This is a genomic window from Chitinophaga rhizophila (genome assembly GCF_019492185.1).
GTDB lineage: Bacteria > Bacteroidota > Bacteroidia > Chitinophagales > Chitinophagaceae > Chitinophaga > Chitinophaga rhizophila.
Genome location: NZ_JAICCF010000001.1, coordinates 1,196,809 through 1,210,982 on the forward strand (window position 1 = coordinate 1,196,809; position 14,174 = coordinate 1,210,982).

Below are 14,174 nucleotides of genomic sequence, written 5' to 3' on the forward strand. Positions count from 1 at the left end.
TGGTGATATGGTATTAAGCACACCTCTAGTCGCTGAAATACTACTATCCTTAATCCGGCATAGTTTTCGGCCTTATCTGATGGTTGTCCGTATATGTGGGCGGACGTGTTTAGAATCCTGACTATTAAAAGACGCTTATGCTTGCAATGAATTACAGAGGACCGTTCAGGGTCCGCGCAGAACAGAAACCTGCTCCGGAGATATTACATCCGGAAGATGCAATAGTGCGTGTATTGCGCTCTTGCATATGTGGTTCCGACCTCCACCTCTATCATGGACTAGTTCCGGATACACGAGTTGGAACAACGTTCGGACATGAATTTATTGGAATAGTTGAAGACATTGGCCCGGGAGTAAAGAATCTGAAAGTCGGCGATAAAGTACTGGTGCCTTTTAATATTGCATGTGGGAAGTGTGCGTTTTGCAAGCAGGAATTGTTTGGAAACTGCCATGAGTCAAATCCGGAAGCTACTGCCGTGGGCGGTATCTACGGATACTCTCATACTGCTGGTGGCTTTGATGGCGGACAAGCAGAATACGTGCGCGTACCATATGCGGATGTTGGTCCTGTGATCATTCCGGAAGACATGGATCCGGACGATGCTGTATTATTGACTGATGTGGTTCCAACAGGCTACCAGGCTGCGGAAATGGGAGGTATTAAAAAGGGAGACACAGTTGTTGTTTTCGGAGCAGGTCCGGTAGGTATTATGGCAGCTAAGTGCGCATGGCTTTTTGGAGCTGGCAGAGTAATAGTGATTGATCATATTGAATACAGATTGGACTTCGTACGGAAATATGCACAATGTGAAGCTTATAATTTCAGATCAATGGAAGACCCTGTTGTGTTCCTTAAGAAAACGACAGATTGGTTTGGAGCAGATGTATGTATAGATGCAGTTGGTGGAGATGCTGCTGGTAATGCTATGCAGACAATCACAGGACGAAAATTAATGTTACAGGCCGGCTCTGCCACAGCACTGCACTGGGCTATCAATTCAGTAAAGAAAGGTGGCATTGTATCTATTGTGGGGGTATATGGTCCTACAGATAACCTGATTCCTATTGGGAATGTGGTAAATAAAGGGATCACAATCCGCGCAAATCAGGCTTCAGTCAAGAGATTATTACCTCGGCTGATAGAACATATCCGGTCAGGGTATATTGATCCGAAGGCTATCATTTCACATCGTGTTCCTTTGGAGGAAGTAGCAGATGCTTATCATATCTTTTCCGCCAAACTTGACAATTGTATAAAACCCATTCTTATTCCACCGTCAGCAAGACAATAAACTTATGATTATGGACTTAGAAAAGAAATTCGCACACATCAAAGGCTGGGGCGTTGATGCAGATCCGAAGAATGAACCAACTTACCCCATGAAGAAATATACCGGCGATGATCATCAGCGCCTGAACTGGGAAAGGCCGGAAGAGCAACCGGTAACAGTAGAAATACTTCATTCCAATGAGCGACCTGGTTTGCCAGCAGTATTTGGCACATCTACTCCCCCATCAGGTTTAAGTGGTAACATCAGGAGGTTTGCATTTAAATATAGCGAATCAAGCTATGGCCACTGGTTACCGCTACTTTTGGCAGACAGGGTGAATGTGGTGGAAGGCATCATTGATGATCTCAGAAAAGGACATGTACCAAACATATTCGCAGAGAAGGGTTACAAAGCAGCATGGACACATAACCGTGCGGGAGTGATAAAGAAAGTCGCAATTACCGCATTGGCAACTACTGCACTTATCCTGTTATGGAAAAGCGGGAAAGCAAAAAAACGATAAAGAAGCAGATGTGGTCAGCTATAAGCCGATAAATGCCGGAGACAAATTATCTCCGGCATTTTATTGTTGAACGGTATTAGAAGTATTATTGCCCAGTGATGAAGTCTTTTGCCTGTTCCAGGAAGGACTTGTCATCCGCAGCATCTGTCATCTGTTGCTGCTGCGCATGCGTAGTAGGATCAGTCGCTTTTAAGGCAGGCTCCTGCCCCATCGGAGCACCTTCTCTTATATTGAACTGACCTTTACCGTCAATAGATGGTCCGCTGGCCCATCTGCCGGTTGTAGACAGCGAATCTTGCTTATTGATACTTGTAGTAACAAAAGAGTAAGCGAAATCCTCAACCTGACTGGCACCAGGGAAGCTATTGGGGATTGGCAGATTAACAGCCGGGCCACCCAGTTCTTCCAGAACAGCCAGCCATTGATTCTGGTGCATAGCATCTCTTGCGATCAGGAATGCCAGCATATCTTTCATACCAGGATCGTCGGTTAATTCATACAGTCTTGTAGCCAATACTCGTCCTGAGGCTTCCGCATGTACATTCGCATACATATCGGAAGCAATGTTGCCAGTACCGATTATCCATGAGCCGTTAAAAGGTACGCCATTGCTATCAGACGCTAAAGCGCCTAGTCCTGCTGACAGGATATGACGAGGATCACGACCTCCCATTACAGCCTCTACCATAGGATTGGCAGCAGCCATTTCCTCTTTCAGCGCCATAGATGATCCTTCAAGATTTAACGCGACGGCAGTTGCCAGCATTTCAATATGTGCAATTTCCTCTGTGCCGGTTTCCAGCAGCATATCACGATATTTCTTTGGCCCTCGGGAGTTCCATGCCTGGAAGAGGTATTGCAGGCATACTCTAATCTCTCCTTCAACGCCTCCTATTGCTTGCTGCAAAAGCTTTGCGAATTGTGGGTTGGGTTTATCCACGCGCACTGGATACTGAAGTTTTCCATCATGATAAAACATAAAGAAAGGTTTTTATTAAAGAAAAGTTGTGTCGATTCCCAACATAGATGCATAGGCCGACTGATTCATGCTATTGCAATGGCAAAATCGTGCCTGCATCGTAATGCCAGGCATGCTGATAGAATAAGATAACTAACGCTATATATAGGATAGAAAATAATTATGCACCGATCACATCAACATACTTAAGTAATTTAATAACGTAGATCATGCGAAGAAATGAGTAAGTCTGTAAACACTTAAGTAGAATGATATACACATGAATTGCGTTATAGAAGCAGGCCCTGGAATATATCTGTAGTTGAGTGGGTTTATAAAGGAGTGGCATAATAATAGCCGCTACACTAATAAACCCAAGATATGGATACTCCAAAAAAAGATGTGCTTGCAGAGCACAAAACGGAACAATTTCCGCAACCTGAATTTATTGATGTGACAGCCGCCTATCCCGGAGATGATGGAGGGGAACATACTGCTCCGGAAACTAACGATGAGCAGAATAATAATAATGAAAACTCCGGACCAAATCATCAGGAGCAGGATACAAATCCGGATACCAAAACTAATACGGACTTACCCGATGAATATATACAAGGTGGAGCATAGGGCAACGCGCACCATCATTGTGATAACACCTAAAGCATGTCACTACTGCCAGTAGCTTTATTCACATATTGGATAAGACTACTGGCTTATCATGTCTACTGGCATAAGCAGCTATTATTCACAATTATTAACTGTGAAGGCAACCTGAATAGCTAAATTGATCAATCAATGATGCGTCTGGGGATGTAACAGTTTAAAAAGCTCCTGTTGGAAATCTTCGTTCTTATGCTTATTCAGTTGTTCTGTATCTACCTCATACCAACCTTTCTTTGTTCCTAATGTTCCGATAACGAAGGTATGTCCTGCCTGCGCAGGCTCGCCGGTTTGGGGGTGCTTTTTGGAGAACGTTACAACAACGTCTTTGGATTTTGACATGCTATGAATATAACTCAAAATATCCAATAGTTACCTTAAAATATCAATTATACTGGCGTTCACCCAATAAATGTCTTTATTGCTGGTATAGAATAAGTACTTACCGTCAGCAGTTACAAAAGGACATAGTTCATGGCCTGAGGTATTAATAACAGATCCCATATTTTTTGCTTTTGTCCATGTCCCGTCTTTCTTCTTAAAACTGATATACAGGTCACCTGCTCCATATCCTTCAGCGCGTACTGCACAGAATATCACATAGGACTCGTCTCCCGCTACATACACGTCAGCTTCGTACTCCTCAGTATTGATCATGCCTGGTAAACTGACTGGTTGTTTAGATCCTTTACCTGTTACAGGGAGGCTATATATGTCGAAGTTATTGGTTCGTTCTTTTGTGGCCATGCGATTTGAAGAGAAATACATGCTCCCCTTCTTCGTGAAAGAGATGTAATATTCGTGTTTTACGGAATTGACTTTCGCACCTGCATTTACAGGCAATGACCAACCAGATCGGGTTCTCTCTACATACCAGATGTCATAGTCTTTTTCTTTACCGGTGTTTGTAAGCGGCCGGTTACTGATAAAATATAGTCTATTGCCGTCAGGAGACAACATTGGATCGTTGTAGCTAAAGACAGCATCAGACAGTATAGTAAAAGGTTCAGACCATTTACCGTTCACGAATTTCACACATTTGGTCTGTGTTTTACCGTCCTTGTCCACTGCATAAAAAAATTCATCTCCGTTGTTAGAAAAGACAGAACCAAACTCATGCTGATTATCAAGTGAAATGATTCCAGGCGCGAATTTAACCGGTTTACTACCAGGGGGATTCTCACCTAAATACTTCTGGGACTGCGTAATTGGACTTTGGGCAAACAGGTAGCTGCAGAAAAGAAGAAGTGGCAATACAGGGGTAAATGTCATGGTGTCTTTAATTTAAGATAAGATAATAAATTCTTCGATACTAAAATAGCATTGATTGTTATAAGGCTTTATTAGGATTCATTGTCCGAACTAGTCATTATCAACAAGATAACATCCGAGGATTTTGCGCTGTAAAAATTAACTTTGAAGCGTATCTTAGTAGGAAGGAGAAAGGCAAGACGGAATACTCACTATTGATCTTAAAACACCATTTATGGACAAGACCGACATACACAACCAGCGTATGGCGCAACTGACTTTCGCATCAGTTTATCCGATGTACGTAGCCAAAGTGGAAAAAAAGGGCAGAACAAAGGAAGAGCTGCAGCAGGTGATTGAATGGCTAACTGGCTTTGATAAGCATAAGTTAGCAGAGTTGATAAAAGAAAAGGTGAATTTTGATGTATTTTTCCAACAGGCCACATTACATCCTAACGCTCATTTGATTACAGGTATGATCTGCGGATATCGTATTGAAGAAATTGAAAACCCCTTGACAAAAAAAGTCAGATACCTGGATAAGCTGGTTAGATGAACTAGCCAAAGGCAGGAAGATGGATAAGATACTACGGGAGGCGTAGACCTCAGTTCTTAATCAGCAAAGCCGGAAATGATAGTTCCGGCTTTGCTGATTGATTACATTTTTTAGTCAGATTCTCATATTGACTATTTTCCACCTCGAGGTTTGGCATCCTTGCGGGATGATAATGTAGTTGACCTGGTAAAAGCACCGGGCGTATATTTTCCCTCATATTTAAATGGAAACTCCTCTCTTGCTTGCAATAGTTGCATTTCATAGAAGTCATTCCAACCAAAAGCTTTAATTGCGAGCTCTTTCAGATCAGTACGGGCAGCTCCGCTCCAGAAGTGTATAAACTCACCCATATTCAGGTCGCGCGCATAACCGCCATTACGCTTAGGGTAATAGTCTGCCAATAGATCATAGAAGCGGTTTAGCGTCGCACTCGAATCTGAATTGTTATATAGCGGGTAGAACCAGTTTTTAAACCACCGTGTTCCTGCGCGCGGATAGTCATCTGAATTATTAATTAGATCATCATAAAAACGATTGACATCGGATATCCACCCGAGGCGTTTTACCATATCATAACCGGATATTTCACACCATTTACTGTCACCCCACAATGGGAACGCTGGTGAACGATCAACGTCTTTAGAAGCGCCTTCTACGATATGACCTATCTCATGAATTGTTGCTCCTACATTCCAGCTACTGCGTTCTTTCCAGTCACCGCTAAGATCTATCACGTTACGAAAATCATGATGTGCATTGAAGACAGCCGCAGGATGGCCTCCGGAAAGTTCTGGTTTTTTTACACTATGAAATACGATATATAATCTTGGATCGCTGAATGTGCCATAGTTCTGTTTGGTGTACCGCCATGCTTGTGAGAAGTCAGCAAACATCCAGTTAATAGCTGTATCCACCGCCTCATCATAATAAACCGCTATGTCATCATCATAGTAGGCGCGAGTCAGTTTTTCTTCGTGTCCAAACCAATGTTCCTGCCAGACTAGCGGCGGTTCTCCATCAGGAGTAGTGCCTTGCGCAGTTACATAGGCAGAGCGGCCAAATTTATTCTCTGTTTGCAAGCGGTAGTGGTAGGTTGTGTTTGGTTGCAGATTACGTGCGTAGAACATTGTATCGCCGGCTTGTATAAATTGATCACCCTCCCATTTTACCCCATCGGTTGAGCGCTGAAGTCGATAACCCGATTCATTATATGGCAGGTCGCTCCAAACAAGTATCTGCTGATAAGCGCCTCCTTCCGTTACAGCAAACTGCCGGGGAGTTAATGGCTTTGTACTTAGCTGCTGCCCCTTCCCATTACCATATAACTGCCATTCGGAAAGCTGGGTATAACGCTCACCGCTGTTGGCATTAATCTTCAGCCGGTGATAGACGAACTTCTTATCATTCGAGATGATGTAATGCCTGCGTTGGTTTCGCCCGGTAAACGTCTGATTCTCCTGTTTATCCAGTACTATCCAGATATGACCATCATTTGAACCCAGAAGTTCCCAATCTTTGGGATCACGACCAGGATAGTCATTTCCAGATGTAATCGCATATTGTTTTGTTACAGCTCCGCCAGGAAGATAATACTGCATCCAGCCAGTTGTTGATGGTATAAAATACTTACTGTATAAATTATGATCAGTTAGTTTATCTACCCCTTCTCCGGAGGTGGCTCTGCCGTTAAAAGAACCGGTAGTCTGTCCATCCAGCATAGCAGTGATGTCCGGCAGCAAGACTGCCTTAGCAGACCTGATTATCAGAGGCTTGGTAGGGACAGAAGCGCCGGATTTATTGACAGCTGCAAGCCTGTAAGCGTAATAGGAGCTGGCACAGGCAGATTTGTCTGTATATTGGATATCCTTTGCAGATAGCATCGCAAGCGGCTGATATTGCACACCGTCGCTACTACGTTCGAGCTGATATCCTGTGATATCAGGTTCACCAGACTTCCAGCGTAATGTAATACCTGCGGATGTAGCAACAGCTTTCATTTGTGCTGGAGTAGCAGGCGCTTCAGATCGCAGGTCCCATTCCGCAAGATGCATACTATCCCCACCATTGGCTGCAGTAAAATGAATACGGTATAATCTGAAAATGCCAGGCTTTCCAACTGTGTAGATTTTGGGTTGAGAGCGGCCATCAAATGTCTGTGTCTGCCTGCTATCGATCATTTCCCAATGGGTGCCATCATTACCTCCTTCCAGTACCCAGCTTGACGGATCAAATTGGGGCCGGTCTATAGCTGAAGTAAGCACATAGCTATTTACTATAACAGCTTCCGGTGCTACATAAACGATCCAGTTATCCGTCCATTCGCCTCCAAAAAAGGAAGTGCTGGGATCTTTATCAAATAACTTATTGAAATCAAATTGTGGATTGCTGTTAGCATGTTGTCCATAAATGATACTTCCACTTTGTGTGATAATGCTTGTTTGCGCTGATAAAGGAACGCTGGTGCATAGGAAGGTTGCTCCAAGTAATATCCACCTTCTTAGATTCATGGTTGTGTTTTTTTAGTCGTTAATACTACTGGGTTGGTCTATCCGTAGTTTAATCTTTGATGTCCTCCGATTTGCTGAAATAGAGCGCTGCATACCTCTTAATAGTGAAGATATGCAGGAAGAGCTCCAGGTATTAAAGCACTAACTGTATAAAATCTTAGCGCCAAAATGATTTTTTCTTAAAAATGCGGGCGTAATGCCTCAGATAGAAAGAAATACAACATCTTTGATAAAATCTAAATTAGACATGAAGTATTATCGACTGCTTTTGCTGGTGCTCATGCTTGGCATCACTCAATTCACAATTGCCCAAAAGAAGGTTTTGCTTAAAATGATAATGGCCCCCAACAAAACCTATAAAACCCTGATGACTAATGTTATGGATATGGAGATGACAGTAAAAGGAGACTCGGCCATGATTGCCCAGATAACCAGTTCAGGCATGCAGCTGCCAATAGTGATGCATATGACCCAGGACATGGTGGTGTCAACCAAAACAGGTGCACAGGGAACAGACAAAAAGATGCCAATCACAATGACCTATGACAAAGTCAGTCTCAAACAGTCAGTAGCTGGACAGGAAACTATTCAGGACACAAACCCTTTTGCTGATGCTGTAATTGAAGGCTCTGCAACTGCAGATGGAAAAATTTCCGTTGACACAATTAAAGGAAGCATTGACGAGGCATTGAAAACATCTCTACGTCAACTCGTGAACACTGTGCAGGGAAATGTTAAGTTTCCTGGTAGTGAAATGAAAGTAGGTGATTCGTTTGAACAGGAAGTTCCTATGAATCTTCCGATTCCACAGGCAGACATGAAGATGAAAATCAATACGAAGTATATATTAAAGGAGATCAAGGATAACAAGGCAATATTCGATCTGAAACATGACATCGTCATGGATTTGAGTATGGATCAGAATGACAATAAAGGCAATGGTGTTGGAACTGGTATGGGCATAATGGTTTTTGACATGAGCAAAAATACATTACAGCAGTCGGACTCAGATATCCGGTTTACCTTTGATTTTGCTGTATCTGGAATGACGATGAGTGCAACCTGTAAAGGCAAGACAAGCGTGAAGGTTAACATGCAGTAATTGCATTTAAATACGGTATGATCCCGGTCTATAGTAAGGACCGGGATTCTTTTTAAAAAAGCTCGCTACCGAACCGATCCTGATCAGATATAAAGAGATCTTCCTGGCTGAACAAGAAAAATTTAGTTGATGTTACTTAAAACTAAAAATAATTTACTTACTACATATCTGACAATAAGATAGCATATAAAATTGCGCTCATCTTTTTGAAGCGCAATATCAACATTATACTCCCCAGAGCTTGCTCACTAATTCCCCAACTAGCTACGACTAAGATACAACTCATTCATAATGTAACACTTGCGTGCTATAATTCAGCATTGGGAATTTGCATAATTTCATATTCGAACCATATGCTATGTCCCTAAAAACCAAGACAACTTTAGGCATTGCAACCTCCTGCGCTATACTCTGGAATATATTAATGTTGAATGTTTCTGCTTATGCACAACTAAAGGCAGATTTTACTCCGGGTAAGACGAGTGATTGCGAAAGTCTGATCACAAAATTCGTTGACAATTCCTCCGGCAATCCTGTTTCATGGAAATGGGATTTCGGTAATGGCTTTACCTCTACAGACCAAAGTCCCAGCGCGGCTTACACTTCGCCGGGAGTGTACAAGGTAACGCTTACAGTAAAAAATGCTACAGGTAATACCAGCGCTGCAACTAAAACAGTCACTGTCTGGGAGAAACCCAAGCCCGATTTTACTGCTGGTCCTGCTACCGGCTGTATGCCACTTAATGTCTCATTTACCGATAAGTCAGATCCGGTAGACGGCAAAATCACTACTTATACCTGGGACTTTGGCGATGGTACTGTTGGTACAGGCAAGAGTCCCGTACATACCTATAATAACGTATTGTCTCCTACAGTGACGCTAACGGTTACGAATAGTAACGGATGTACCGCATCCAAAAGGATCAGTAACCTGGTTAATGTCTCTGCTGCACTTCTTCCCGATTTCAGCCTGTCAGATCAGTTTCTGTGCACGGTGCCAGGTACATTGACAATAAAAAACACGACCACTGGTCCTGGCAATCTTAGCTATAAATGGGACTTGGGCGATGGAACTATAGTCACAGAAAAAAATCCTTCCGCACATAATTACACCAAGAAAGGTACTTATCAGGTTAAACTGACCGTTACAAGTGATAAAGGATGCATTGCAGACAAGACATCGGAGGCGGTCAATGTAGCTAATTTCACATCTGATTTCCAATTGCCTGCCAAAGTATGCGAGAACAACTTTGCTACTATCACTGTAAAGAATACGCCACAGGCCGATAAGGTAAGCTGGAGTGTAGACAAAGGAACCATTACAGGGGATGGTGTGAACGCTTACTTCTTTCCCGCCGGCATCGGAATAGCTAAAATAACAATGACAGCGGATTATGGAAAATGTCAGGAAAAAATAACCAAAGACATCAACATAATAGCAGCGCCGAAGGCGGCATTTGTGAGTGAAATAAAGCCTATCTGTGATGCCCCGGTAACAGTTAAACTGACCAACAAATCAGAAGGTGCTAACAGCTGGAACTGGGATTTTGGCGACGGACAAACATCAACACAACAAAATCCGACTGTTACCTACAAAAGTTTAGGTTCGTTCAATATTAAACTTACTGCAAACAGCTCATCTGGCTGTGCTATCACTACAGAGAATACTGTTACGCTTGCAAAACCAGAGGTATACGCTTTTGCCAGCGTACCGGAAGGTTGTATCGGATTGACTACGACATTTAGCAGCTATGTTAGTAATGGAGACAGTATTATCAGTTATGAATGGGATCTGGGTGATGGCAGCCCAAAATCTGCAGCAGCCAATCCAACTCATACTTACAGTAATGAAGGTACCTATCCGGTATCACTCACCTATGTAACAAAAAATGGCTGTAAAGGGACAGTGAGTCTGCATTCTTACAATGCCATCCGGGTATATAAAAGACCTAAACCTGACTTCTCCTCTCCAGAGGCTCCAGAGATTTGTGGCAATAATATGGTGCATTTTAAAGGCACAACCGATGTAGGCGACTCATGGACATGGGATTTTGGGGATAACACAGGCGCTGGGTACTCACAGAATACACAGCATAGCTATAGAAAGCCCGGCACTTTTACAGTGTCTTTAACAGTGTCAAATTTCAGTTGCAGTGAGAAGGTGACGAAGACTGCCTATATTACTGCAATAACTCCATTTGCACGGTTTAGTTTGCAGAGCATTGATTGCAATAACAGAACGGAGCTAAGGTTTGATGAAAAATCTTTGGGGAATATCACGTCCTGGAAATGGAGCTGGGGAGATGGAAAAGAAGAATCTTACACCACTAAATCCAAATTAGTAAAACATATCTACGCTAAAACGGGTACTTACAAAGTGAAACTGACTGTTTCAGATGGAAACTGCACCAGTACCGATTCTATGAACGTAAAAGTGTATGCGCCATCATCAATAACCATAGCTGCAGATAAAACAACACTATGTGGCAGCGATACACTCACACCTGAAATTACAGCTATTAGCAAAGAAATCTATGGATTAAACGTCTGGAATTACTCCTGGACATCTTCAGACGGAACACCGGCAAACTGGTATGGCAATAACTACCGGAACATTACCTTTACCAACCTGCAACCTGGCGTTGATACGATCCGCTTTATAGCATATAACCTTCAGGGATGTCCTGATACCAGCAATAGGGTCATTGTTAAAGTGCATGGTCCGGTGGCGAAATTTGCACTTCCTACTGTTCCCGAATGCCGGGGTAGTGAACTGACCTTTACAGATAAGACGGATGTTACAAAAGGTAAGCCTATCAAGACATGGTTATGGGAGTTTGGAGATGGTACGCCAGCCAGAGAATACACCGCTCCTCCTTTTCGATATACCTACGAGAGGTCAGGAGTGTTTTATCCTAAATTAACAGTAACTGATCAGGATGGCTGTATGAGTACAGCTTCTGGCCCACACTTGCAGGTGAATGGTCCGAATGCCGACTTCGTGCCTAACCTGTCTCTTATACCTCCGGGAGGAGATATACAATTCTTCAACTATACAACAGTAACAGGTGGTACGCCATCATATCATTGGGATTTTGGAAATCAGGCCACATCAACTGAATATAGTCCCAAACAGAATTTTCCGAATAAAGGTCTTTATACAATAAAGCTGCTTGTAAAAGACAATAACGGATGCTCAGACAGTGCGAAGAAACAGATTAAAGTATCTACAGTCAGCGCTGACTTCACAGTTACTACTGCTTTTGTCAATAACAGTGGATGCCCACCAGTGATTGCGCGGTTTACTAATAAGTCTATTAATTACGCAAGTGCCTATTGGGATTTTGGCGACGGCAGTTTCTCTACGATAAGTAATCCTTCACATACCTACACTTATGCAGGAATTTACAAAGTGAAACTTAAAGTGACAGGCGAAGCCGGTAACGAGGATATCTTTGAACAGAATGTCGAAGTCAAAGGCCCTTACGGTACTATTACTACTTCATCCAATGGAGGATGTATGACGAAGGAGATTGAATTTAAAGTGTCCGCAGTAGCTGCTGTTAATTTTGCCTGGGACTTTACAGATGGCATTGTTACTGAAACGACCGACTCTACGATTAAACATACTTTCCGAAACCCCGGTATATACAAACCGAGGTTAATACTTTCAGACGAAGCAGGGTGTAAAGGCAGCGCCTTCCTGGACGATCCTATTGTTATAGACAAACTGGATGTGTCTATGACTCCATCTACCCAATTGGTATGTGATGAAGGATGGGTATCCTTTCAGCCGAAATTGAACAGCTTTTCTGTCGATGAACTGAAAAAAGAAGCAAAATATGAATGGACATATGATAAAGGCGTGAAAGCGGAAAATGAACGTACTCCTAATGCTCGTTTTTACGTTGACAAAACCCAGACATACCAATTTACATTTACTACAACTACTGCTTATGGTTGTACACAGACCGTAAGCGATAGCGTATTTGTTCGTCCAAAACCTGCAGCAACAATCATTGGCCCGTCACAGGCATGTCTGAATGTACCTGTCAGCTTTGAAGGTCAAATTAATCAGTCAGAAGTGGTCACATGGAACTGGAGCTTTAGCAATAATAATACGGCAAACTTACAGCAACCAGCTGAGCAGGTTTATAATCAGACGGGGACCTCTGAAACTCGTCTGATAGTTAAAAGCGAAAACGGCTGCATTGATACGGCGTATCACAACATTCAAATTCTGCCTATACCAGTAATAAACGCAAGTGCAGGATCCAATATGTTATGTCTTGGCGCTGGTACGACATTAAATGCAAGCGGTGGTGTTACTTACAGATGGTCTTCTTCAGATAAACTAAGTGATACAACGTCTGCCACACTACAAGTAAAACCGTCCAGGAATACAACATATAATGTTATCGTTACAGACGCCAATGGTTGTGTGAACACAGATGAAGTAAGCATCCGGGTCGTACAACCTTTTAATATGACAGCGTCAAAGGACACCGCCATCTGCCTGGGAGAACAATTGCAGTTGTGGGTATCTGGCGCAGATAAATACGTCTGGAATGGCCAGGGGTTGGATAATTACAGTAGCGCTATGCCTTATGCGACCATTACTGCTGCAGGTAAATACATCTATAATGTGTCCGGACAGGATGCAGATGGTTGCTTTACTGTAGACACATCACTTACAGTGACAGTCCATGCTCCACCTGTTGTTGATGCGGGATCTGATCAGGTGGTGATGGCAGGCAAACCAGTTATACTTGGAGGCAACAGCAGTACGGATATTGTAAAATGGAACTGGTCACCATCACAATATCTGAATTGTGCTACTTGTCCGTCGCCGGAGGCATTGCCTAACCTGTCTACGACATTCACAGTTGAAGCAGAGAATATTTACGGCTGTAAAGCAACTGATGAAGTATTTGTCAAAATTACCTGCGATCAAGGTGCTATATTTCTGCCAACAGCCTTTTCACCGAACAGAGATGGGAAGAATGAATGGTTTTATCCCAAAGGCCGTGGTGTAAAAGAAGTCGTGAGTATGCGAATATTTGACAGATGGGGAAGTCTGGTATTTGAGCGGGCACATTTCCAGATCAATACGGCTACAGCCGGATGGGATGGTACATGGAAAAATGAGATAGCGCCAATAGGAAGTTATGTATATGCTGTTGAGACGATGTGCGAGGATGGCGGTAAGTTTATGTTCACCGGCGCTGTAACTATTATAAGATAAAAAATAATGTCCTGTATCCCCATACCGGATACAGGACATTATGAGTTTTAGTTGCCGACAGCGGTTGCACTTAGAGGGGATATTTGTAATGCCCTGTCAGC

The 14,174-nt window shown here is 42.9% G+C and carries 10 protein-coding genes; 6 read left to right on the forward strand and 4 right to left on the reverse strand.

Annotation, left to right across the window (positions count from 1 at the left end):
• Positions 1–137 precede the first annotated feature (137 nt).
• Both K1Y79_RS04415 and K1Y79_RS04420 read left to right on the forward strand, forming a co-directional pair.
• Entirely contained in the window at positions 138–1,292 is a 1,155-nt protein-coding gene (locus K1Y79_RS04415; RefSeq protein WP_220248785.1) for a zinc-dependent alcohol dehydrogenase, read from the forward strand.
• 10 nt (positions 1,293–1,302) lie between these two features.
• Positions 1,303–1,794, forward strand: a complete 492-nt coding sequence (locus K1Y79_RS04420) for a hypothetical protein (RefSeq protein ID WP_220248786.1) — start codon at positions 1,303–1,305, stop codon at positions 1,792–1,794.
• An 85-nt stretch (positions 1,795–1,879) separates the two neighbouring features.
• Here the strand turns inward: K1Y79_RS04420 and K1Y79_RS04425 are convergent, their stop codons facing one another.
• A complete protein-coding gene (locus K1Y79_RS04425; RefSeq protein WP_220248787.1) occupies positions 1,880–2,773 on the reverse strand; it encodes a manganese catalase family protein in 894 nt (297 codons plus the stop codon).
• A 360-nt stretch (positions 2,774–3,133) separates the two neighbouring features.
• Between K1Y79_RS04425 and K1Y79_RS04430 the strand changes: the two genes are divergently transcribed.
• Positions 3,134–3,379 (forward strand): hypothetical protein, encoded by a 246-nt coding sequence (locus K1Y79_RS04430; RefSeq protein WP_220248788.1) that lies wholly within the window; start codon positions 3,134–3,136, stop codon positions 3,377–3,379.
• Positions 3,380–3,544: 165 nt separating this feature from the next.
• Here the strand turns inward: K1Y79_RS04430 and K1Y79_RS04435 are convergent, their stop codons facing one another.
• Both K1Y79_RS04435 and K1Y79_RS04440 read right to left on the reverse strand, forming a co-directional pair.
• Positions 3,545–3,754, reverse strand: a complete 210-nt coding sequence (locus K1Y79_RS04435) for a hypothetical protein (RefSeq protein WP_220248789.1) — start codon at positions 3,752–3,754, stop codon at positions 3,545–3,547.
• Between the two features lie 30 nt (positions 3,755–3,784).
• Complete coding sequence (locus K1Y79_RS04440) at positions 3,785–4,684, reverse strand: hypothetical protein (protein WP_220248790.1); 900 nt, start codon at positions 4,682–4,684, stop codon at positions 3,785–3,787.
• Positions 4,685–4,898: 214 nt separating this feature from the next.
• Here K1Y79_RS04440 and K1Y79_RS04445 point away from each other — a divergent pair, with 214 nt between their 5' ends.
• Entirely contained in the window at positions 4,899–5,219 is a 321-nt protein-coding gene (locus K1Y79_RS04445) for a DUF2200 domain-containing protein (protein ID WP_236059488.1), read from the forward strand.
• A 131-nt stretch (positions 5,220–5,350) separates the two neighbouring features.
• Here K1Y79_RS04445 and K1Y79_RS04450 read toward each other — a convergent pair whose 3' ends face one another.
• A complete protein-coding gene (locus K1Y79_RS04450; protein WP_220248791.1) occupies positions 5,351–7,726 on the reverse strand; it encodes a fibronectin type III domain-containing protein in 2,376 nt (791 codons plus the stop codon).
• Between the two features lie 196 nt (positions 7,727–7,922).
• Here K1Y79_RS04450 and K1Y79_RS04455 point away from each other — a divergent pair, with 196 nt between their 5' ends.
• Complete coding sequence (locus K1Y79_RS04455) at positions 7,923–8,828, forward strand: hypothetical protein (protein WP_220248792.1); 906 nt, start codon at positions 7,923–7,925, stop codon at positions 8,826–8,828.
• Between the two features lie 358 nt (positions 8,829–9,186).
• Entirely contained in the window at positions 9,187–14,073 is a 4,887-nt protein-coding gene (locus K1Y79_RS04460) for a PKD domain-containing protein (protein ID WP_220248793.1), read from the forward strand.
• The last annotated feature ends 101 nt before the right edge of the window (positions 14,074–14,174 follow it).

Bases quoted from the DNA above. Each gene is read 5' to 3' on its own strand.
- K1Y79_RS04460 (WP_220248793.1), top strand. From the start codon at position 9,187: ATGTCCCTAAAAACCAAGACAACTTTAGGCATTGCAACCTCCTGCGCT.
- K1Y79_RS04445 (WP_236059488.1), top strand. From the start codon at position 4,899: ATGGACAAGACCGACATACACAACCAGCGTATGGCGCAACTGACTTTC.
- K1Y79_RS04455 (WP_220248792.1), top strand. From the start codon at position 7,923: ATGCCTCAGATAGAAAGAAATACAACATCTTTGATAAAATCTAAATTA.
- K1Y79_RS04435 (WP_220248789.1), bottom strand. From the start codon at position 3,754: ATGTCAAAATCCAAAGACGTTGTTGTAACGTTCTCCAAAAAGCACCCC.
- K1Y79_RS04440 (WP_220248790.1), bottom strand. From the start codon at position 4,684: ATGACATTTACCCCTGTATTGCCACTTCTTCTTTTCTGCAGCTACCTG.
- K1Y79_RS04425 (WP_220248787.1), bottom strand. From the start codon at position 2,773: ATGTTTTATCATGATGGAAAACTTCAGTATCCAGTGCGCGTGGATAAA.
- K1Y79_RS04420 (WP_220248786.1), top strand. From the start codon at position 1,303: ATGGACTTAGAAAAGAAATTCGCACACATCAAAGGCTGGGGCGTTGAT.
- K1Y79_RS04415 (WP_220248785.1), top strand. From the start codon at position 138: ATGCTTGCAATGAATTACAGAGGACCGTTCAGGGTCCGCGCAGAACAG.
- K1Y79_RS04450 (WP_220248791.1), bottom strand. From the start codon at position 7,726: ATGAATCTAAGAAGGTGGATATTACTTGGAGCAACCTTCCTATGCACC.
- K1Y79_RS04430 (WP_220248788.1), top strand. From the start codon at position 3,134: ATGGATACTCCAAAAAAAGATGTGCTTGCAGAGCACAAAACGGAACAA.